At 71.1% G+C, this 20,671-nt stretch carries 22 protein-coding genes; 11 read left to right on the forward strand and 11 right to left on the reverse strand.

Going from position 1 to position 20,671, the window contains the following annotated elements:
* Window positions 1-127: 127 nt before the first annotated feature.
* From ACIBO1_RS30285 to ACIBO1_RS30300, 4 genes are all read right to left on the reverse strand, one after another.
* Entirely contained in the window at window positions 128-334 is a 207-nt protein-coding gene (locus ACIBO1_RS30285; RefSeq protein WP_350695398.1) for a helix-turn-helix transcriptional regulator, read from the reverse strand.
* Entirely contained in the window at window positions 334-813 is a 480-nt protein-coding gene (locus ACIBO1_RS30290; protein ID WP_396752426.1) for a DUF2975 domain-containing protein, read from the reverse strand. Before ACIBO1_RS30290 ends, ACIBO1_RS30285 begins: the two co-directional genes overlap by 1 nt.
* A gap of 63 nt (window positions 814-876) precedes the next feature.
* Window positions 877-2,253 carry a transaminase gene (locus tag ACIBO1_RS30295; RefSeq protein ID WP_396752428.1) on the reverse strand — a complete coding sequence of 459 codons (1,377 nt, stop codon included), beginning with the start codon at window positions 2,251-2,253 and terminating at the stop codon, window positions 877-879.
* A 69-nt stretch (window positions 2,254-2,322) separates the two neighbouring features.
* Complete coding sequence (locus tag ACIBO1_RS30300; RefSeq protein WP_396752430.1) at window positions 2,323-3,141, reverse strand: SAM-dependent methyltransferase; 819 nt, start codon at window positions 3,139-3,141, stop codon at window positions 2,323-2,325.
* Between the two features lie 209 nt (window positions 3,142-3,350).
* Here ACIBO1_RS30300 and ACIBO1_RS30305 point away from each other — a divergent pair, with 209 nt between their 5' ends.
* Window positions 3,351-4,598, forward strand: a complete 1,248-nt coding sequence (locus tag ACIBO1_RS30305; protein ID WP_396752432.1) for a cysteine desulfurase-like protein — start codon at window positions 3,351-3,353, stop codon at window positions 4,596-4,598.
* Window positions 4,599-4,719: 121 nt separating this feature from the next.
* Here ACIBO1_RS30305 and ACIBO1_RS30310 read toward each other — a convergent pair whose 3' ends face one another.
* Window positions 4,720-5,103 carry a hypothetical protein gene (locus ACIBO1_RS30310; protein ID WP_396752434.1) on the reverse strand — a complete coding sequence of 128 codons (384 nt, stop codon included), beginning with the start codon at window positions 5,101-5,103 and terminating at the stop codon, window positions 4,720-4,722.
* 50 nt (window positions 5,104-5,153) lie between these two features.
* On the opposite strand from ACIBO1_RS30310, the gene ACIBO1_RS30315 reads away from it, so the two are divergent.
* A complete protein-coding gene (locus ACIBO1_RS30315; protein WP_396752436.1) occupies window positions 5,154-5,807 on the forward strand; it encodes a TetR/AcrR family transcriptional regulator in 654 nt (217 codons plus the stop codon).
* 46 nt (window positions 5,808-5,853) lie between these two features.
* Window positions 5,854-6,204, forward strand: coding sequence for a UBP-type zinc finger domain-containing protein (locus tag ACIBO1_RS30320; protein WP_396752438.1), 351 nt, complete (start codon window positions 5,854-5,856; stop codon window positions 6,202-6,204).
* An 82-nt stretch (window positions 6,205-6,286) separates the two neighbouring features.
* On the opposite strand, the gene ACIBO1_RS30325 is transcribed toward ACIBO1_RS30320, so the two are convergent.
* On the reverse strand, window positions 6,287-7,861 hold the full coding sequence (locus tag ACIBO1_RS30325) for an alpha/beta hydrolase (protein ID WP_396752440.1): 1,575 nt from the start codon (window positions 7,859-7,861) through the stop codon (window positions 6,287-6,289).
* A gap of 402 nt (window positions 7,862-8,263) precedes the next feature.
* Between ACIBO1_RS30325 and ACIBO1_RS30330 the strand changes: the two genes are divergently transcribed.
* Window positions 8,264-8,977, forward strand: coding sequence for a DNA alkylation repair protein (locus ACIBO1_RS30330; protein WP_396752442.1), 714 nt, complete (start codon window positions 8,264-8,266; stop codon window positions 8,975-8,977).
* Window positions 8,978-9,109: 132 nt separating this feature from the next.
* Here the strand turns inward: ACIBO1_RS30330 and ACIBO1_RS30335 are convergent, their stop codons facing one another.
* Window positions 9,110-9,628 carry a hypothetical protein gene (locus tag ACIBO1_RS30335; RefSeq protein ID WP_396752444.1) on the reverse strand — a complete coding sequence of 173 codons (519 nt, stop codon included), beginning with the start codon at window positions 9,626-9,628 and terminating at the stop codon, window positions 9,110-9,112.
* 138 nt (window positions 9,629-9,766) lie between these two features.
* Here ACIBO1_RS30335 and ACIBO1_RS30340 point away from each other — a divergent pair, with 138 nt between their 5' ends.
* The 3 genes from ACIBO1_RS30340 to ACIBO1_RS30350 all read left to right on the forward strand — a co-directional run bounded on the left by ACIBO1_RS30340 (window position 9,767) and on the right by ACIBO1_RS30350 (window position 11,862).
* Window positions 9,767-10,993, forward strand: coding sequence for a trypsin-like serine peptidase (locus tag ACIBO1_RS30340; RefSeq protein WP_396752446.1), 1,227 nt, complete (start codon window positions 9,767-9,769; stop codon window positions 10,991-10,993).
* Between the two features lie 102 nt (window positions 10,994-11,095).
* Window positions 11,096-11,290, forward strand: a complete 195-nt coding sequence (locus ACIBO1_RS30345) for a hypothetical protein (protein ID WP_396752448.1) — start codon at window positions 11,096-11,098, stop codon at window positions 11,288-11,290.
* An 86-nt stretch (window positions 11,291-11,376) separates the two neighbouring features.
* Window positions 11,377-11,862 carry a hypothetical protein gene (locus ACIBO1_RS30350; protein ID WP_396752450.1) on the forward strand — a complete coding sequence of 162 codons (486 nt, stop codon included), beginning with the start codon at window positions 11,377-11,379 and terminating at the stop codon, window positions 11,860-11,862.
* 9 nt (window positions 11,863-11,871) lie between these two features.
* Here the strand turns inward: ACIBO1_RS30350 and ACIBO1_RS30355 are convergent, their stop codons facing one another.
* Window positions 11,872-12,765: an endo alpha-1,4 polygalactosaminidase gene (locus ACIBO1_RS30355; protein ID WP_396752504.1), complete on the reverse strand. Its 894-nt coding sequence runs from the start codon at window positions 12,763-12,765 to the stop codon at window positions 11,872-11,874.
* Between the two features lie 337 nt (window positions 12,766-13,102).
* Entirely contained in the window at window positions 13,103-13,777 is a 675-nt protein-coding gene (locus tag ACIBO1_RS30360; protein ID WP_396752451.1) for a TetR/AcrR family transcriptional regulator, read from the reverse strand.
* Between the two features lie 75 nt (window positions 13,778-13,852).
* Between ACIBO1_RS30360 and ACIBO1_RS30365 the strand changes: the two genes are divergently transcribed.
* On the forward strand, window positions 13,853-15,445 hold the full coding sequence (locus ACIBO1_RS30365) for an alpha/beta hydrolase (RefSeq protein WP_396752453.1): 1,593 nt from the start codon (window positions 13,853-13,855) through the stop codon (window positions 15,443-15,445).
* A gap of 65 nt (window positions 15,446-15,510) precedes the next feature.
* Here ACIBO1_RS30365 and ACIBO1_RS30370 read toward each other — a convergent pair whose 3' ends face one another.
* The gene (locus ACIBO1_RS30370) at window positions 15,511-16,032 is read right to left on the reverse strand and encodes a hypothetical protein (RefSeq protein WP_396752455.1); all 522 of its coding nucleotides are present in this window, start codon (window positions 16,030-16,032) and stop codon (window positions 15,511-15,513) included.
* A gap of 427 nt (window positions 16,033-16,459) precedes the next feature.
* On the reverse strand, window positions 16,460-16,744 hold the full coding sequence (locus ACIBO1_RS30375) for a hypothetical protein (protein ID WP_396752457.1): 285 nt from the start codon (window positions 16,742-16,744) through the stop codon (window positions 16,460-16,462).
* Window positions 16,745-17,043: 299 nt separating this feature from the next.
* Between ACIBO1_RS30375 and ACIBO1_RS30380 the strand changes: the two genes are divergently transcribed.
* The 3 genes from ACIBO1_RS30380 (at window position 17,044) to ACIBO1_RS30390 (ending at window position 20,669) form a co-directional block, all read left to right on the forward strand.
* Window positions 17,044-19,521 carry an AAA family ATPase gene (locus ACIBO1_RS30380; protein ID WP_396752459.1) on the forward strand — a complete coding sequence of 826 codons (2,478 nt, stop codon included), beginning with the start codon at window positions 17,044-17,046 and terminating at the stop codon, window positions 19,519-19,521.
* 41 nt (window positions 19,522-19,562) lie between these two features.
* Window positions 19,563-19,685, forward strand: a complete 123-nt coding sequence (locus ACIBO1_RS30385; RefSeq protein ID WP_396752461.1) for a hypothetical protein — start codon at window positions 19,563-19,565, stop codon at window positions 19,683-19,685.
* Between the two features lie 78 nt (window positions 19,686-19,763).
* Window positions 19,764-20,669: a copper transporter gene (locus tag ACIBO1_RS30390; protein WP_396752463.1), complete on the forward strand. Its 906-nt coding sequence runs from the start codon at window positions 19,764-19,766 to the stop codon at window positions 20,667-20,669.
* Window positions 20,670-20,671 lie beyond the last annotated feature (2 nt).

Consider the following 20,671-nt stretch of genomic DNA (forward strand, 5'->3'; position numbering starts at 1 on the left):
GTTTTGGGCGGGGCTGGGGGGGCCCCCCCCCCCGCGGGGGTGGGGCCCCCCCCCCCCCCCCGCCCCCGCCCCCCCCCCCCCCCCCCCCCGGGGGGGCCCCCCCCCCCCCGCCGGCCCCCCGCGAGGCTCACTCCTCCACCCATTCGAGCAGGTCACCGGGCTGGCATTCGAGCACCCGGCACATGGCCTCCAGGGTGCTGAACCGGACGGCCTTGGCCCGGCCGTTCTTGAGCACCGCCACGTTCGCCGGTGTGAGCCCGACCCGATCGGCGAACTCACCGACGCTCATCTTGCGCTTGGCGAGCTGGACGTCGATGCGTACCACGATGGGCATCAGATCACCGCTTCCATGTCGGTCCGCAGCGTGGTGGCCTGTCGCAGCAGCGCGCGCAGCACCACCATCAGCAGCCCCAGCACGGCGACGCCGGTCGAGAGCAGGAGCAGCAGGAACGGGACTCCGGGGTCGTCGGCCCTGAATCCTACGTAGAGGAACACGGCCACCAGCACCACCCAGGCGGCGGCGACGGCCCACACGATCACGTCCACCCAGACCAGCGAGGCCGGGCTGAAGATTCGGTCGTTCTTGACCAGGGTGAGCAACTTCCAGGTGGCGACGACCACCACCTGGACGCAGAGCACCCAGAAGACCGTGACCGCGGTCAACGGCCACCGCAGGTACGCCTGTTCCGGTGACTCCTGCGCCATGTGGGCGAACTGCCCCGGCAGCGAGAGGGTCTGGAACACGACCAGGATCCCGAACAGCACCACGAGGAAGACTCTGAGGGCGGCCACCGCCCAACGTGTCACCAGCATGTATCGACTATCACTCGCTACCTATCGAGAGTCAATAGGTTTCGGCTGTTCCCACCCGATCGGTCACCCCACCAGCTCGCCCAGCGCGTCACCGAAGACCTCGTGGTGTCGGCGTACGTCCTCGACCGTGGTCTGCGGACACATCAGCGCCATGTTGTGGAACGGGGTCATCAGGATCCCCCGGTTGAGCAGGTAGACGTGCAGGTAGTCCTCCAGGTCGGCATCGGCGCACCGGGCCGACTCGGTGCCGGTACGCGGAGCCGGGTCGACGAATCGGTACTCCACCCGCGCGCCGAGCCGACTTACCGACCACGGCAACGCGTACTCGGCGAACAGCGCGCCCACCCCCTCGGCGAAGCCGGTCGCCACCTCGGCCATGCCGGCGAACGCCTCGTCGGTGAGCACCTCCCGCAGGGTGGCCAGGGTGGCCGCGATCGACACCGGGTTACCGGCCAGGGTGCCGCCCACCCCGCCCATGTCGACCAGGTCGAGGTCGGTCCGGCCGGTCAGCGCGGCGGCCAGTTCGGCAGAGAGGCCGTACGCGCCGACCGGGATGCCGCCGCCGATGGCCTTGCCGATGGTGACCACGTCCGGCGTCAGATCCCAGGCGGCCGTCGCGCCGCCCGGCCCGGCGGAGAACGTGTGCGTCTCGTCGTTGACCAGGTAGGTCCCGTGCTGCCGGGTGAGCGCGCGTACGCCGTCGAGGTAGCCGGGCTCGGGCAGCACGATGCCGATGTTGGTCAGCGCCGGCTCCATCAGCACCGCGGCCACGTCACCGTGGGCGAGTTCGCGGGCCAGCCCGTCCAGGTCGTTGAACTCGGCGACCCGACTGGTGGAGGTCACGTCGCAGGGAGCGCCGACATTGCCCGCCCGGCTGGTGGGCCGCCCGTCCGGCCCGACCACGATCAGCGACTCGTCCACCGATCCGTGGTAGCAGTAGCTGTTGACCAGGATGCGTGGGCGGCCGGTGACGGCGCGCAGCAGCCGGATGGCCCACCGGTTGGCGTCGGTGGCGGTCAGCGTGAAGCTCCAGGCGGGCAGCCCGAAGCGGCGGGTCAGCTCGGCACCGACCGCCGCCGCTTCCTCGGTGGGCAGCATGGTGGCCGCCCCGCCGAGGTCGGCGAGGCGTCGGGTGACCGCCTCGACCACCGGCGTCGGAGAGTGTCCGGCCATCGCCCCGGTGTCCCCGAGACAGAAGTCCACGTACTCGTGGCCGTCGACGTCGGTGACCCGGGCCCCGCGTGCCCGGTCCAGGTACACCGGGAAGCCGGCCGCGTTCTTGTTCATCCAGGTCATCGGGACCTTGCCGAACAGGTGCCGGGCGTCGGCGTACGCGGCGGCCGAGCGGGGGTGGCGGTCCACGAACGTGGACCGCTCCCGCGCGAGCAGCCGGCCAAGACGGGTGCGGTCGACGCCCTTAGCTTCGAAATCCGTCGGCATCGGGCGACAGTACCAACGAGATAGCCTGCCAGCTAGATGACGGACGACTGATTACTGCCGCTGACCCGGTCAGGGCTTACGACCGACCGCGCAGTACTGGTCGATCTCCTCGGGCAGTTCGGCCGGGTCGCCGTCGGGACGCCAGCGGGTCACCGAGACCACGCCCGGCTCGACGAGTTCAAGACCCTCGAACAGTCCGGCGATCCGTTCCGGGCTGCGCAGGTGGTATCGGGGGTTGGCGGAGAGGTTCCAGATCCGGACCGCCTCGGTGACCGCCTCGCTGGTGTCGCTGCCGTCGTACATCGCGAGGTAGCTGCCGGAGGGCAGCCGACCGACCAGGCCGTCGATGATCGACTTCGCCTCCTCGTCGGACTCGACGTGGCCGAGGATGCCCATCAGCATCACGGCGACCGGCTGGTCCAGGTCCAGCGTCCGGGAGGCCGCGCGCAGGATCCGGTCCGGGTCGCGCAGGTCCGCGTCCACGTAGTCGGTGGCACCCTCGGGCGTACCGACCAGCAGGGCGCGGGCGTGTGCCAGCACGAGCGGGTCGTTGTCGACGTACACGATGCGCGCGTCCGGGACGACGGACTGCGCCACCTCGTGAGTGTTGTCGGCGGTGGGCAGGCCGGTGCCCACGTCCAGGAACTGGCGGACGCCCGCCGTACCGGCCAGGTGGCGCACCGCCCGGGCCAGGTAGGCCCGGGACAGCCGGGCGTTCTGCGCGAGCTGCGGCAGGTTGGCGATGATCTGGTCGCCGACCTCGCGATCGGCGGCGAAGTTGTCCTTGCCGCCGAGCAGGTAGTTCCAGATCCGCGCGGTCTGCGGCACTCCGGTGTCCAGAGTGGGCCTGTCCTGTTCGCCGCCGTTCACCGCCGTGCCGTCCACCACGTTCGCACCCTCCGTCTCATTCGGACCAATGTCGTCTTCCGGGCGTCAGCCTAGACCGCCGGATCGACCATCGCCGCCCCCGCCGACCGTGCGTACGCCCCCGACCGACGGGCCGACACCGCGTGACCGGCGCACCGGCCTGCACTATGTTGCAGGCGTCGCGCCCCTCGCCGGTGCCGGACCACCCGCTCGACCGCCAGGAGACCGAGATGACCTCCACCGCATCCGCCGGACCGACCGGGTTCGACGTCGCCGCGCTCCGCGCCCACTTCCCGTCGCTGGCCTCGGGCATCGCACACTTCGACGGCCCGGGTGGCACGCAGACACCCCGGCCGGTCGCCGACGCGGTCGCCGCCACCATGACCGCGCCGATCTCCAACCGGGGCACCGGCGCGCTCTCGGAGACCAACGCGGACGCCGCCGTCGGCGCGTTCCGGCTCGCCTACGCCGACCTGCTGGGCGTACCCGCCGCCGGGATCGTGCACGGCCGCAGCGCCACGCAGTTGACCTTCGACTTCTCCCGGACCCTGGCCCGCGACTGGGGTCCCGGTGACGAGGTGGTGGTGACCCGGCTCGACCACGACGCCAACGTCCGGCCGTGGGTGCTGGCCGCCGAACGGGCCGGTGCGCAGGTGCGCTGGATCGACCTCGACCCGACCACCGCCGAACTCGACCCGGCCTCGGTCGCCGCCGCTGTCACCGAGCGGACCCGGCTGGTCGCCGTCACCGGCGCGTCGAATTTGCTCGGCACCCGACCCGACGTCCGGGCGATCGCCGACGCCGCGCACGCGGTCGGCGCACTGCTCTTCGTCGACGGCGTGCACCACGCGGCACACCAGTTCGTCGACGTGCCGGCGCTCGGCGCCGACTTCTACGTCTGCTCCCCGTACAAGTTCCTCGGACCGCACTGCGGGGTGCTCGCCGCCGACCCGGGCCTGCTGGAGACGCTGCGACCGGACAAGCTGATCCCGGCCACCGACGTGGTGCCCGAGCGCTTCGAACTCGGCACCCTGCCGTACGAGATGCTGGACGGCGCCACCGCCGCTGTCGACTTCCTCGCCGACATCGCCCCCGGCGACGACCCGACGAACACGTCTCGGCGGGAGCGGCTGCGTGCCTCGCTGCACGCCGTCGACGCGCACGAGACCCGCCTGCGGCAGCGGATCGAGGAGGGACTGGCGGACCTGGGGCCCGACGTGGTCGTCCACTCCCGGGCCGCCGACCGCACCCCGACGCTGCTGCTCACCCTGCCCGGCCGCAAGACCCGGGACGCCTACCGGTTCCTGCTCGGCCACGACGTCCTGGCACCGGCGGGTTCCTTCTACGCGTACGAGCCGTTCCGTCGCCTCGGCCTGGACGACGAGCACGCGCTGCGGCTCGGCCTGGCCCCGTACAACGACGACAGCGACGTCACCCGCGTCCTGGACGGCCTGGCCGCCTTCCTCACCCGCGTGTAAGGAAGGGTCCCCTGCTAACGCCTCGTGCATAGCAGGGGACCCTTCCTAACATCCCCGGTCGCCGGGGAGACGCGGGTCGGGGTCCGCCGGGGTCCTCCGGGATCGGTCGGGTCGGTCGGGATCAGGCGTCCAGGCGGACGGTGACGGTGACCAGGCCCTTCCCGTCGCGTCGGGCGACCGCGTGGCCGGTGCGGTCCACGCCGTCCAGATGCAGCGTGATCGGGCCGCCCTCGCCGACGAAGTTGCGCCACCACTTCTTGGCGTCGGCGAGGCCCACCGGGATCGTCACCGTGTCGCCGGTACGCCGGTATCCCACCGGGGTGCTGAAGGTACGTCCCGAGCGGCGTCCGGTGTAGGTGACGACGGTCAGATACCGACTGACCAGGCGACCCCATCGGCGCGAGGAGCGCAGGCTCAGGGCGCAGGCGTTCACCCGCGCGACGGCCCTGACGGGCAGGGAGAACCGGTAGCTCACCATACCTCCACGGATCTTGGTGCCCGCCAACGTAACAGGTTAAGCGGAGAGCACCATCCGCTTACGCTAAAGTGAGAAGGATGAGTGGGACCGCCTCTCGGATGCCGGCCGTGGACGGGCTGCGCGCCGACGCGCGACAGAACCGCGACCGGATCGTCGAGGTCGCCGGCGCGCTGTTCGCCGAACGCGGGCTCGACGTGCCGATGGCGGCGATCGCCCGCCGCGCCGGGGTCGGCGTCGCGACGCTCTACCGCCGGTTCCCCACCAAGGAGTCGCTGGTCGCCGAGGTCTTCGCCGACCAGTTCGCGGCCTGCGTGTCGGTGATCGACGAGGCCCTGGCCGACCCCGACCCGTGGCGCGGCTTCTGCACCCTGGTCGAGAAGGTGTGCGCCATGCAGGCCGTCGACCGGGGTTTCAGCGCGGCCGTCGTCGCGTCGCTGCCTCATGCCATCGACCTCGACCGGGAACGCGAACGCGGCCTCCGGGGGTTCGCCGAACTGGTTCGACGGGCCAAGGCCGCCGGGCGGCTGCGCCCCGACTTCAGCGAGGACGATCTCGTCCTGCTGCTCATGGCCAACGGCGGCATCGTCGCCCACTCCGCCGACGCGGCGCTGGCCGCCTCCCGACGGCTCGTCGCGTACCTGTTGACGTCCTTTGCCGGCGACGGTCCCCTGCCGCCGCCCGTCGCGCTCAGCCTGCGCGACGTCCCGCATCTGGCGACGAGCCGGACCTGACCCGCCGCCCCCGGCGGTGACCACCCACTTCCCACGGAGGAGAGCCATGGACGGCATCGACCCCTCGGTCCCACCCAGCGGCCCGGGATGTGCCGAGTGCGAGGCCGCCGACCCGCCGGGCTGGTGGGTCCACCTGCGGCGCTGCGCCCGGTGCGGGCAGGTCGGCTGCTGCGACTCGTCGCCCAGCCAGCACGCGAGCGCCCACGCCGCCGCGACCGGCCACCACTTCGTCCGCAGCTACGAGCCGGGCGAGGAATGGTTCTGGGACTACACCGAGCAGACGATGTACGAGCAGGGTCCGGAACTCGCCGCCCCCGCACACCGCCCCCTCGACCAGGGCGTACCCGGCCCCACCGACCGGGTCCCCCGCGACTGGCGGCGACACCTGAACCGCTGACGGATGTTAGGAGGGGTCCCCTGCTATGCGCGAGGCGTTAGCAGGGGACCCTTCCTTACATCCAGCCGAACATTCAGCCGGCTCAGAAGAGCCAGGTCGGCAGCTTCGGCTCGCTGCGCAGCGGCACCAGCGGCGGCGCCTCGTCGGCGGCCGGGCCGGCCGAGCGGCCCCGAGCCTCGTCGGACTCCGTGCCGGGCGGCGGCGCTGCCGCGCACCGCGTACCGTCCGCCGGCACCACCAGGTCGATCAGGTACGCCTCGATCGCCTCGTCGGCGCAGGCCACCCGGCCGTAGACGATGTGTCCCCAACCCTCGTAGGTCAGCAGCTCGGCGTGGTCACCGAACTGTGCGGCGGCACCGAGCGCCCAGTTGTAGCCGGTCGCCGGGTCGTGCAACGAGTTGACGAACAGCAGCTTGGCCTGGTTGGTCGGGGTGATCGGCCGCTGCGGGTTGTCCGCCGTGCTGGGCCAGCCGAGGCAGATGGCGCCGATGGCCGCCCGGGGCAGGTCCGGCAGGTCCGGCGAGGCGAGTTGGGCCGCGTCCACGATCGTCCGCCACTGCCCGATGTTCTGCGCCCCGAGGTTCCAGTCCTCGCAGAGCACCGCCTGGTACGCGAAGGGCACCACGGTCGGCGGCTGCTCCTCGGTCGACTGGCGGGCCGCCGGCACGCCCCACGGACGGCCGGCGTCGACCCGCTCCAGCTCGGCGGCGATGTCGAGCCAGTACGGCTGGTAGTTCACGTTGCCCAGCACGAAGTTGACCAGATCCCGCTTGGTGATCTTGTAGCTGTGGTTGTCCGGGTCCGGCAACTCGCCCCGGCCGGCGCGGTCGAGCAGCCGCTGCCAGAACCCGCGGATGTCCCGCCCGTGCAGCGCGCACTGCGGCAGCCGGGCGCAGCCGGCCACGAACTCGTTGAACGAGTCCTGCCCGGCGGCCGCCTGGGTGACGGCGAAACCCTGGGCGTCCAGGCTGTGGTCCATGCTGCTGTCGGCCACGATGGCGCGTACCCGGGTCGGGAACAGTTCCGCGTACTGCTGGGCCATCAGCGTGCCGTACGACATTCCGAGGAAATTCAACTGCGTGTCGCCGACGGCGGCCCGGATCGCGTCGATGTCCCGGATCACCTGAAGGGTGTTCACGTGGTCGAATACCGGCCCACTCCGGGAGCGGCAGTCGTCGGCCAGCGCCCGACTCGCGGTGACCATTTGGGTGAAGTCGGCAGCCGTCTTGATGGCGCCGGCCGGCAGGGCCGACAACTTGTCGACCGCACACATGATGGGCGCGCTGCGAGCGACTCCACGCGGGTCGAAACCGATAATGTCAAAATGACGACGCAATTCGTCACCGTACGTGGCCCACAAGGCGGAGTCCACGCCCGACCCACCCGGGCCGCCCGGATTCACCAACAGCGATCCACGCCGCACCTCGGGATCGGTCGCGGGCCGCTTGGCCAGCGCCAACTCGATCGTCGGGCCGAGCGGATCGGCCCAGTCGACCGGCACTTCGAGGGTGCCGCACAGGGCACTGTCATCCTGCTCACAGGGCTCCCACTGCACCTGTGACACGGGTGCCGCCGAGGCCGGCGACACCACGACCGGCACCAGCGCCGCCCCCACCGCGATACCGGCGAGTAATTGCCGGATCAATTTCTTGCGCATGTGCCCCTCTCCCCGATGACTTTCCCGGCCCCCTGCCGGGCGACGCTCAAGTTAGCGAATCCGCCGAGGCTCGGGGTTACCGGAAAGTGTCAGCGGCAATACCGTTCGGACAGCCCCGGCCAACAATGATCCGGAACCGCTTGTGATCTGATTCCGGGACGCCGACGTGAATAGAGAGGTCACCGCCGTCGCGGAGGCGGCGAAGGTGGCGTGAATGAAGGACCACCGAGGACTGTCAACATGGTGGACGTCACAGGGCGGCGCATTCTTGGAATTCACCTACCCGGCACTTTCCCGCAACGCCCGTCAAAACTGCGTGACGGATTCGAAACGTCGCCGCGCCACGGTGGGCCCGGGCGGCCGACACCGTACGGCGCACCGTTCGCGGTAGGTTGCCGAGTCATGGCCACCACTGCCGCCGACATCCGGCGCGACCTCGCCCAGCTCGCCGACCCGGCCCGCGCCACCGGTGTGAGTCGGTACCTCAAGATGTTCCCCGGCGGGTACGGCGAGGGCGACCGGGCCATCGGCGTCACCGTGCCGCAGCAGCGCCGGGTCGCCGGCCGACACTGGCGCGGCCTCGACCTGGCCGAGACGGCGACGCTGCTGACCAGCGAGGTGCACGAGGAGCGGCTGACGGCGATCTTCATCCTGGTGCGCAAGTTCGGCAAGGCCGACGAGCCGGAACGCGGCCGGATCGTCGAGCTGGTGCTGACGCACAGCGGTCACCTGAACAACTGGGACCTGGTGGACTCCTGGGCGCCGTACGTCCTCGGGCCCTGGCTGCTCGACAAGGACCGCGAGGTCCTGGACCGACTGGCCGGATCGGACCTGGTCTGGGACCGGCGGATCGCGGTGATGGCCACTCTCGCGTTCATCAAGGCCGACGACTACGCGTGGACGTTCCGGCTCGCCGAGCGGCTGCTGCGCGACCCGCACGACCTCGTGCACAAGGCCGTCGGCTGGATGCTGCGCGAGGTCGGCAACCGGGACCTGGCGGCGGAGGAGGAGTTCCTGGTGCGGCACTACCGGGTGATGCCGAGGGTCATGCTGCGGTACGCGATCGAGAAGTTCCCGCCGCAGCGACGGAAGGACTACCTGTCCGGAACGGTCTGAGGCCGCCCCGGACGGCTCGGGCGGCTGTCGTCACATGACGTAGGTCAGGCTGACCCAGAAGACGAGGACGGAGGCGGCCAGCATCCCGCCCACACACCGCACCACCCGCGATCACGGTCAGCACGGCGCGGGTCAGGGCCGGGTCGCGCGCAGATAGATCGTCACGGCGTCCGCCGCGTCCAGGTCCACGAGCAGGCGACGGTACGCACCGCCGGGCCCCGGCGCCTCTTCGGCCAGTCCGGAGACGCGGGCCGCGCGCTCGGGGTGCCAGGTGTCCCCACCGCCCACGTCGTCCTCCCGCGTGACGGCGCGGAGCCCCGGAGTCAGCTCCGCGCCGAAGCCCCCGTCGGCGACGAAGGTGTCGAGGGCGGCGCGGGGAATCCGGAACTTCGCCGACAGGTGGGTCTCCAGCCCGTTGCTGCTGACGGCCGAGAGGAACACCGTGCCGGGCGGGAACGTGACGTGGGCGACGGCCTCCACCTCCGACGCGGTCGCCGGTCGCGGCGGTGACTGGAGCGCGTCGTCGGTGTCGCCGAGCTGCGCCACCGCCACCACGCCGCAGGAGATCAACGACAGCACGAGACTCAGCCCGGCCAGGACGAGGGCGTACGTGGAGGCGCGGCGGGGCTCCCGCGTCGGCTGGTCGGACACGGGCAGGACCCTACGCGACGGGTGCCGTCAGGCCGGAGTCCCCACCGACAAAACATCGACGGTCTTGCATGTATCGCCGCAGCTCGTGTATGAAGACTGAGCAATCGTTAAGGTTCCGGTCTCCTGGGAGGAGCGACGATGACACACGCCCCGCGCCGTCTGCGCACGCTGGCGGTCATGCTCAGCGCCTGCACACTCGGGCTGAGCCTGCTGTCGGCACCAGCCGAGGCGTACTCGGCGCCACCTCTCGCGCCGCAGTCCGCGCGCGCCCCCGAGTCGGAGCAGTTCGTGGCCGAGGGCGTGACGACCGTCGGCGAGCTGCGCACCGTCGACGGCGCCTTGTCGTACGCCCGCGACGGCCGGACGCAGGTCATCCACCACCCCGGCGCCACCTACGTCAAGGTGCACTTCGCCTCACTGCGGCTCGGCCCCGGCGAGTACGTCACCGTCGCCAGCCCGGACGGCCGGGAGAGCCACCGGTACGACCGCGACCTGAACCGGGCCACCGGCTCGGACTACACCACCGACGGGCGGCCGGGCTTCTGGGCCATGTCCGTCGAGGGCGACACCGCCGTGGTGACGCTGCACAGCACCCGCGCCAGCCGGGGCAGCGCCGCCACCATCGACCGGTTCTGGCGCGGCTACGACCGCACCGAGATCGCCGCGCACAACTTCTCCACCCAGTCGGTGTGCAGCACCGACGCCCGCCGCGACGTGGTCTGCTACCAGAGCAGCCACCCGACCGAGTTCGCCCGGGGCAACGCGGTAGCCCGCCTGCTGATCAGCGGTGGCGGCATGTGCACCACCTGGCGGGTCGGCAACACCAACCGGATGCTGACCAACAAGCACTGCTTCTCGACGCAGTCGGCGGTCAGCGGCAGCGAGATGCAGTTCAACTACCAGTGCGCCACCTGCGGCGGTGCCAACCCCGGCCCCGGCACCAAGGTCAGCGGCGCCACGCTCTACCGGGTCAGCAGCGGCGGCTCCAACCAGCTCGACTACGCCCTGTTCTCGGTGAACAACTTCGCGGCCATCCAGGGCTTCGGCACGCTCTACCTGGCGACGACCGCCACCACCACCGGCACCCAGATGTACATTCCCGGCCACGGTGACGGCAGCCCGAAGCGCCTCTCCATCTTCGAGGACACCCAGAACGGCGCGCGCTGCACCGTCCGGAACGCGAACTACAACACCTGGAACATCAGCTACAGCTGCGACACCTCCGGCGGCAACTCCGGTTCACCGGTGCTGAACAGCAGCCACCGGGTGATCGCCCTGCACCACCTCGGCGGCTGCCCGTCCAACCAGGGCGCGAAGGCGCACCTGATCTACAACGAGATCGCCAGCCTGATCGACAACGGCTGACCCGAGCAGCACCGCAGTCACCACCGGCTGGCCGCCGCCGACACCGGCGGCGGCCACGCCGTGACGCGCATCGCGCAGAGGCTCTCGGGGTAAGAAACTGCCATGAGACGGTGGCCGTACCCGGTGCGGATGTTCCTCGCCCTGCTCGTTGCCATGCCGGTGATGCTGCTGATCAACTGGATCATTCGTGGCTCCTGGCAGGACGCCCTGATATCGACGCTCCTGCTCACCGGCGTCTACGCGGTCGTCCTGGCGATCGGTCTGCGGACCGGCTACTTCCGGGAGCGGCAGAAGTGACGACCTCCCGTCCGTGACCCCGACTCGTCCGCCTCGGCGACGAACATCGAGGTCAGGGGTTGCGACCAGGGCATACGCTCCGGCGCATGAAGGCTTACCGCGCCTTGCCCCTGGCCCTCCTGTTCCCGCTCCTGGCCGCGTGTGTGGTCAGCCCGGTGGAGGAGGTCGCGGCGTCGACGCTCACCTACTCCTGTTGCGAGACCGCCGACGTCGAGAGGTCGTACCAGCCGGGGCAGACCTTCACCCTGAACTGGGTCGTCGAGTCACCCGACGAGCCGCCCGTGACGCCGACTCCCGGGCCCGGCGTCGAGCTGACCGCCCACCTGATCGGCCCGTTCGAGTCGGTCGAGCAGCTCACCGCGCACGCGATGGGCACGCTCACCGTCCCCGGGCTGGTCACCTACCCGGCCGAGCCGGTACGCCCCGCCGACGCGCCTGACCGACGTCCGGTCAGCACCATCGTCATCGCCCCGGACGCCGGCCCCGGCTACTACAACCTGATCAGCTCGATGGCCGACCAGGGGAACGCGGTCGGTGGCGAGAGCGTCATCCAGGTCGTACCCGCGGACTGAGGTCCCCGCTCAGCACGCCTTACGGACGTACGTGCGGGAGCCGGGCGCCGAGACGGCGAGGTCGCGCAGCACGACCGAGAGGGTGCTGCCGTGCGACCCGCACCCCTTGCTGAAGCCGCTCTCCGTGTACTCGATGACGATCACGTTGGCGCCGTAGGTGCGGGTGTACGCGTCACACTCGTTCCAGGTGCCGCACTCCTCGGCGACGGCGAAGTCGAACCCGGCCTTGCGGGCGTTCGAGGTGCTCAGCTCCGCGAGGTTCTTCTGCGCCACGGCCAACCCCTTGCCGTGCGCGTATGCGCTCAGCGACGCCGCGTACGCGACCGCCTGCGACTCGGTCAGCAGGCCCTTGGACCGGGTGAACGAATCCAGGTTGTCCGGCTCGATCGCCTTGAACCCCTTGCTGGCGCACCGGTCGATCCACCCGCCCACGATCGTGGTCAACGCCGTCCGCTTGGCGGCGGTCGAGAAGTCCAGCATCAGCTCGTTCCAGTCCTCGTCGACCACGAGGTTGCCCTGCGCGTCCCGCAGCAGCAGGTCCGGGTGGTTGGTCTTCCACCACGACTCCGCGCCCGGCTGCGCCTGGAAGGCGTTGACGTAGCAGATGTTGTACAGCCCGGCGGCCGGTGACGCCTCCAGGTCACGGCTGACCACGGTGACGCCGGACGGCGGCGCGTACACCCCGCCGATCTGGTAGTCGAACCCGGCGTTCGCGGGCGGCGGCGCCCACGTCGGCGCGGTCGTGCGGTTCCCGGTCGGCGGGGTCGGCGACGACGCCGACGAGGCGGGGCTGCCGGAGGCCGACGGGGTCCGCGAGGGCGGCGGCGTGGTCGCGGGCACGCTCGGGGACGTACTCGCCGACGGTGCCGCCGTGGTCGGCCCGGCGCTCACCGGCGCGCCCAGGGCCGACGACGCATCGGAGGTCGGGGCGTCGCTCGGGGTCACGCTCGGCGTGGGCGTGGCCTGCTGCCCGAGGCCCCACCAGGGCTGTCGGCCGCTCGCGCCGGCGGCGCCGATGCCGACACCGAGTACGACGACAGCCACCGCCGCCGCCGCCGTCAGCCCCACCCGGGCCCGCCTGCGCTTCGATCCCATCGAGCCCAACTCCTCCAGGTACGTGTGAGCGCACCCTATGAGACCTGGTCGGGACCGGGACACCCCCCGCTTCGAGGGGTGCGGACACCCCCTCCGACACGGTCGTTGTCCCTCGCTGCGGCACCGCCGCAGCGCTGGCCGGCGTTCAGCGACGCGGTACGCCGCACCTCGTCGGGTAGGCCCCGCGCAGCCGCTCCAGCATCCGGGTGACGATCTGCCGCACGTCGTGCGCGGCCAGGGGCTCCGGCGCGTACGCGTCGGTGAGCGCCAAGCCGTTCAGCATCGCCGTGATCGCGGCGGCCTCCAACCGCGTGTCCGCCTCGGACGCCGTGGTCCCCGCCAGAGCGCCACGGACCAGGTCGGCGATGATCCGTTCCCCCTCGGCCTGGATCCGCGCCAGTTCGGCTCGGAGGTGCGGCACCGTGCGAGCCCGCATCAGGTATTCCAGGTAGGCCACGTTCTCCCGGTGCGGCACCTGACCGGGCGCCGACCGCAGCAGCAGCGCGCCGATCGCGTCGAGTGCGTTCGTGCCGGTCGGCCCGGCCACAACGCCCTCGCCGCCGCCCGCACCGCCCTCGCCGCCGGCCGCAGCGCCCTCGCCGCCGAGGCGGTCGCTCATCCGGGAGACGACGACGGAGAAGGTGAAGGTGAGCATCTCGTCGTGGCCGGTGAAGAAGTGCCGGATGCTGCCGATGGCCAGTCCGGTGCGCTGCGCGATGCGGGCGAGGGTCACCGACTGGATGCCGTTGTCGAGGATCTCGTCCAGAACGGCATCGGCGACCAGGCGTCTGCGCTGGTCAGGGTCAACCTGTTTGGGCACCCCATCTTTCTAGCATGACCGTGCTACGGCATTTAGCATGGTCATGCCAAATAAGACGGACGGCGGTCGGGAGCGATGAGAACCGAACCCGCCCTGCGGCGACGGGCGATCGTCGTCGCACTGGCCGCCACGCTCGTCGCGGGTACCGCCGTACCCGCGACGGCGGTACCCGCCGAGGCCCGTCCCCCCGCCACGCCCACCGCCGCCCCCGACCGTGGCTACCGCGCCGACATCACCTGGGCGCCCTGCCCCGAACGGGCCGAGGTCGAGTGCGGCACGATCCCCATGCCGATCGACTGGACCGCCCCACACGGCGCGACGTTCGACCTCGCGCTGGCCCGCCAGATAGCCGCCGTCCCGGCCGAGCGGCGGGGGGTGCTGTTCGTGAACATCGGCGGCCCCGGGGGCTCGGGAGTGGACTTCGCCCTGGTCGCCGACCGCTACTTCAGCCGCGAGGTCCGGGAGCGGTTCGACATCGTCGGCATCGACCCCCGCGGAATCGCCCGCAGCACCGAGGTGGTCTGCTCGCCGGACCTGCTCGACCGACGTCCGTCGCTGCGACCCGACAACCAGGCCGAGTTCACCCGCCTGGCCCGGTTCAACCAGCGGTTCGCCGACGACTGCCGGGCCCGGACCGGTCCGCTCTACGACAACGTCGACACCCGCAGCGTGGTCGAGGACATGGACGCCGTACGCCGCTCGCTGGGCGAACGCACCATCAGCTACTTCGGCCTCTCCTACAGCACGCTGATCGGCCTGCAGTACGCCGAGCGGCACGGTGAGCACGTCCGCGCCATGGTGCTGGACAGCGTGATGGACCACAGCCTCGGCACCCGGGCCTTCCTCACGACCGAGGCCGCTGCCGCCGAGGACTCGTTCCAGGAGTTCGTCTCCTGGTGCGCCCGCACCCGGTCCTGTGCGCTGCACGGCCGCAACGTGCCCCGGCTCTGGCACGACCTGCTCAAGCGGGCCGAACGTGGCGCACTGGTGCATCCACGGTCGCCGGACACGCCGGTCACCCCGCACCTGATCCGTGATGAGGCGTTCCTCGCCTTCTACGGACCCGACTGGGCCGGGCTCGCCACGTTCCTGGCGAAACTGGACCGCCCCGACCTCACCCCACCGACCACCCCGGCGGAGGAGGAGCCGTATCTCAAGGCCCACCTGTTCCCTGCGGTCTTCTGCCTGGACTGGAGTCTCCCGGTCCGCGACCACCGCGAATTCACCGCCCTGGCTAAGAAGGCCCGCACCGTCGCACCCGCCATGAACGGCTCCCCGCTGGGAGCCGAGGCGGTCGCCTCCTGCATCGGCCGCTCCGGCGACACCGTGAATCCGCAACGCCGGTTGCGCATCACCGACGCGCCGAAGATCCTGCTACTCAACGCACGGCACGACCCGTCCACGGCGTACGAGTGGGCGGTCAACGTCCACCGGCAGACCCGCGACACCACCGTCCTGCTCACGTACGACGGTTGGGGTCACGGCGTCTACGACCGCAGCGACTGCACCCGCCGCACCACCGACGCGTACCTGGTGGACCTGGCCGTGCCGCCCCGCGGCGCACGGTGCGCCGCCGTCGAGCCGCCGGACACGGCGAGCGCCTCGACGGCACGTCCCGCGCTCGGACCGATGGGGTACCGGCCACACCAGCCGCAGAACGGTCGGTAGCGCCGAGGCCCGCCGCGCCTACCCGATGGTCGATTCCGGCCGGTTCGGGTTCGCGCGGCGGCCGGTCATCCTGTGGTCAGGAGGACCGGCAGCCCCTGCCGAGCTTCGAGGACCACCCGTGCGCCGAGTGGTCGCGCCAGTTCCAGAGTGGCGGTCCGGGGGTGACCCGAGAGCAGGCACGCCTCATCGGTGGCGTACGGCTGCGCGATCACGATGACGACCACGGCGTTGGCGGATTCCACGGCCTCGGCACGGTAGTCGACGCCGCAGGGCTCGGTCGCCGGTCCCGCCGCGCCGGTGAAGGTGACCGTCAGCCGGGTGCCGGTCCTGACGCCGGTCGCCGCTTCGATGGAGATGCCCGGTGGCGACTTCCATGGCGGCGGTGTCACGTCGACGGTGGTCAGATCGGCGGCGGCGAGGACAGCCTGGTCGTAACGGGCCAGTGCCTCGCCCGCTTGCTGGCGCATCTCGCCCAGGCTCTCCCCCTTGGGCGGCGCGCCCTCGTACGGGCCGTCGTGCACCTCCGCGCCGCAGCCGGCAAGCAGCGCGACTGCCGCACCCCAGAGCATCCACCTCCGTCGGGTCACTGTTGACTACTCCCGCTCGTTCGCCTGACCCCGCCGAAGGGCCCGGGACGCGCTCAAGCTACTCGGCGAATCACCCACCCTCTGCCCCGTTCTCCTCAGCGACCGGATGCGTCGCAAGGCAGACTTCGCATCGCACGATCGCGGGCGGCAACGCTCCGGCCCACGGACCGATTGCGGTGAACGCTCTGTTCCCGGCCGCGATGCAGGCTGGACGCTCCGACGGCTGCCCCGCGTGGGCCCGCATCCGCCCGCTTACCTCGAAGTAGACATTGCTGTAGTCGTCGCGAGGCGGCCCGGGGTAACGCGCCACCACGGGATCGACGACCTCATACCAGGTGACCGGGCCAGGGTCATCGCGAGGAGGCGAATTTTCGTCGTCAGGCTCCATGCTGCCGTGACCTCCTCAGCAGTGGCGCGGGAAAGGCGCTCATGCGAGTTCCGGCACCTGGAGGCGGGTCGGCTCAGCCTGGGTCCGAGCGTCGAAGGCGTACCAGTCCCAGGGGCCGTCGAAGCGCCATGCCCGACCATCACTGTCGGCGAGTTCGTCACCGATATCGAGGAACGGGTACGGACGGAAGACCAGATCGAGCCGGATCGGTATGTCGTCGTCGGGGTCGATCTCGTACCCCTGCTCGTCGCACGTCGGATCGTACGACTGGCCCTCGCGCAGGACCACGACGTGGGTCCGGGGTCGCGGGAGTCGTCCCGTCACGAGCGGAGGGTCGAAGCGCCCCATTCGGTCTCCGGGTCGGCCTGCCACCCACGGCCACCGCACGGACACGAAGAACCGCGACGTTCCGGTCACCGAGGCGGGGGTGAACGGGCAGGAGAGACGGAGCACGTCGCCGGTACGGAACCCAGCCTCCACAGCTCTCCTCCTCCGACTCGACGCGGCGGCCCGCAATCGCCGAAACCGTAGTGGCTGCCGCGACGGGGTTAGCCGACGTTATCCGATCTCGACGCACACGGTGTGCGACATCGGATCGGGGTCGACATCGATACGATGCCTCGGTGGATCGGGGTAGTTTCGTCGGCCGAACCGGTGAGCTCAAGCACCTGCGAGCGGTAGTGGAGGGCATCGGCCGACGGGGCGTCCTCTTCAGCGGCGACGCCGGTGTCGGCAAGAGCCGGCTGGTCCGCGAGGCCGTGGCCGAGCTTCCCGCGAGCCGGTACGTCGTCTGGCCCATCGCCGCCGGCCATCCGAGTACGGCGCTGCCCTTCGGTGGTCTGGCCCAGGTGCTTCCCGTCGCGCAACCGGCGGGTCTCACCCCCGCCGGGGTGCTGCGGTGGGTGGTGGACTCGCTGCACGAGCAGGCCATGGGCCGCGCGATCGTGCTCACCATCGACGACGCCCACCTGCTCGATCCGCCGTCGGCGGCGCTGGTCCACGTGCTCACCCGGCAGGAGGACGTCGTCCTGCTCGGGACGGTGCACGACGGGGAGCAGGTGCCGTTGCCGCTGCGGCCCCTGTGCGTCGACGATCTGGTCGAGCGCGTCGAGTTGACCCCGTTCGGCCGGGGCGAGACCACCGAGTTGCTCGCGGCCGTCCTGGGCGGGCCGGCCGAGGCGCGGTCGATCGACCGGATGTTGCGCCTCTCGGCCGGTAATCCGCTGCTTCTCCACGAGCTGCTGCGCAGCACGACGGACAGTGGCGAGTGGGCCTGCTCCGGTGGCGTGTGGCAGTGGACCGGCCACTCGACGCGGCCGCTCGACGTGACGGACGTGATCGGCACCCGGATCGACCACCTCGCTCCGGGCGTCCGCAAGGTGGTGGAGCTGGTCGCCCTGAGCGAGCAGATCGGCCTGCACCTGCTCACCACGGCGACACACGCCGCCGACGTCCGGCAGGCCGAGGAACACGGCCTGATCGCGGTCGTCCGGCGTGACCGGCGGGTCGACGTGCAACTGACGCATCCGTTGTACGGGGAGCTGCTGCGCCGCCGTTGCCCGCCAGCCCGGACCCGGCAGTTGCAGGCGGAACTGGCCGACCTGGTGCAGGCCACCGGCGCCCGACGCCCGGGTGACCTGCTGCGGGTCGCCCTGTGGCGGCTCGGCGCGGGCTCCGCACAGGATCCCCGCCTGTTGCTCGCCGGTGCCGCGCAGGCGTTCGCCCGCTACGACGTACCGCTCACGGTCCAACTGGCGCAGGCGGCGCTGCATGCCGGGGGTGGTTACGACGCCGCCGAGCTTCTCGCCACCATCATGATGCTCTGCGAGCGCCCCCACGAGGCACTCCAGGTGCTCGACCAGGTCCGGGACGATCTGGTCGACGAGCGGCGTCGGAGCCGTTGGCTGACGGTGCGGGGCATGGTGACGTACTGGAGCCTCGGCGAGGAGTCCACCGTCGACAGCCTGGCCGAGGCGGCCGGCGCGCTCACCGATCCCGGCCACCAGGCACGGGTCTGGGCGTTCGAGGCGCTCATGCGGATGCACCGGATGGAGATCGCGACGGCGCTGCGATTGAGCCAGTCGGTGTTGGCCCGCCCGGCGTCCGGCCCGGGTGCCCGTGGGCTGGCCCGGTGCGTGGTCGCCTACGTCGACGCGACGCGCGGCCTGTTCCGCCGCAACGCCGACGCGATCGCCCAGGTGGAGGCGGACGTGGCCGGCTGGCGGGGAGACTTGCCATACCTACAGGCGATGGTGGAGTCGACCCGGGCCGCCCGGCTGGCGCTCACCTGCGACCTGCCCGGCATCGACGCGATCGCGGCCGACGAGTTCGCCGACCTGGTCAGCTCCGGCGGCCTGCGGCTCGGCAGCGGCTTCCTGACCGTCCTCCAGTCCTACGCCGCACGGCTCCGAGGGCGCACCGACCAGGCGGTCACCTTCAGCAACACGGCCAGCGCGATGCTGGCCACCAGCCGGCTCTACGGCAGTCTCGCCCACGGTGAGCGCGCACAGGTGGCGGCCTGGCGCGGCGACGCCGACACGGCCTCGGCGGCGATGACGGCGGCAGACCGTGCGTACTCCCCGTGCATCGCGGTGTTCTACCCCTGGCTCGAACTGGCCCGTGGCGCGACGATCGCCGCCTCCGGCGACCTGCCCGCCGCCGTCAGACACCTGGTCGCGCTGGGCGACCGGCTACGCTCCGACGGCCTGACCGGGTACGAGGTGCTCGCCCTGCACGACCTGACCCGGCTCGGTCAGGCGGCCACCCTGATCGGCCCGACCTGCGCCGACGGCGCACGGCGCTCGGTGGCCCAACGGCTATCCGAGCTGGCCGAGCGTACCGACGGGACCCTGTCGCCGTTGCTGGCCCGGCACGCCCGCGCGTGCGCCGCCGAGGACGGCACCGGCTTGTTGGCGATCGCCGACGCCTTCGCCGCGGCGCAGCTCACCGTCTGGGCGGCCGAGGCCACCGCGACGGCGGTACGCGTGCTGCGCCGCGAGGACGATCCGTTGGCGGCTGACGCGCGTCGCCGTCTCGGCATGCTGCTCGCCACCTGTGACCAGGTCCGCACCCCGACGCTGGACGCCGCCCGGGATTCCTGACCCAGCCTGATCAGCGGTCAGGCAGCGCGTAGGTTCGTGCCGTGGACTACGGGGACTACGGCTTCTTCGGTGGCGTTGCTGCCCTGATCTGCGGCGGTGTCGGATGCATCGTCCTCATCGGAGCGCTGGGCTTCCTGGCCCTGTGGTGGCGGGAGAAGTGGTAACGCAAGCCCGTGGGATTTCGGAGGGTACGCCGAACAGGATGAACGCGACCGTGCCATGGATGCTCATAAGATATCTTGGTGATTAACTTCCGCTATCACGTCATCTCGCTCGCCGCGGTGTTCGTCGCCTTGGCAGTGGGTGCGGTATTCGGCACTGCCGCAGCAAACGGCTCGGCCACCGATGTACTCAGCGATTCTCTGAATGCAGCCCACAAGACGAACGAGCAGCTCCGCGAGACGACCGAGGACCTTCAGACAGAAGCGAGCCGCAAGGACGACTTCATCAACGACACGGCGCCCTCCGTGCTGAGCGGGACGCTGGCCAACCGGCGGATCGTGGTGTTGACGACTCCGTCCGGACGTGACCATGCCGAGGGTGTGATCGGGAAGCTTGGCGTAGCGGGTGCTGCCGTGATCGGGCCCATCGACCTTCAGGAGTCGTTCTTCGATCCGCAGAACAGCCTGAATCTGCTCGAGTTGACCCACCGTATTGCCGCGTCCAGCGCCCTCCCTGGTAACAGCGACGGAGCTGAAACCGCAAGCGCGCTCCTGGCTGCGGTCCTGCTCGAAGCACCGCCCAGCGCCCACCGCGCCACGGCGATATCCGCGTACGCAGGTGCCGGTTACCTCACCGCGCCCGAACAACTCGATGGCGCCGCAGACGGAGCGGTGCTGGTGACCGGGGCACCTTATGTGGATCAAAATCCCGTCAAGCGCAACGCGGCGATCGTGGCCGTGGCCGCGCAGTTCGGCTTGGTCGGACCGACCGCTGTGGCAGGCACCGCCGCCGGGGACGGCAGCGCGATCAGAACGTTACGCGGAGACGAGCAACTCACCGCGCGAGCCTCGACGATTGACGGCGTGGCCGGCGCGCAGGGCCAGGTCGTCACCGCGCTCGCGCTGGCCGAGCGGATCACCGCCGACCGAGGAGGGCACTATGGCACGGCCAACGGCGCTGACGATCTCACTCCAAGCCGGCGGTGACG

It is taken from the genome of Micromonospora sp. NPDC049903 (assembly GCF_044460945.1).
Classification (GTDB): domain Bacteria; phylum Actinomycetota; class Actinomycetes; order Mycobacteriales; family Micromonosporaceae; genus Micromonospora.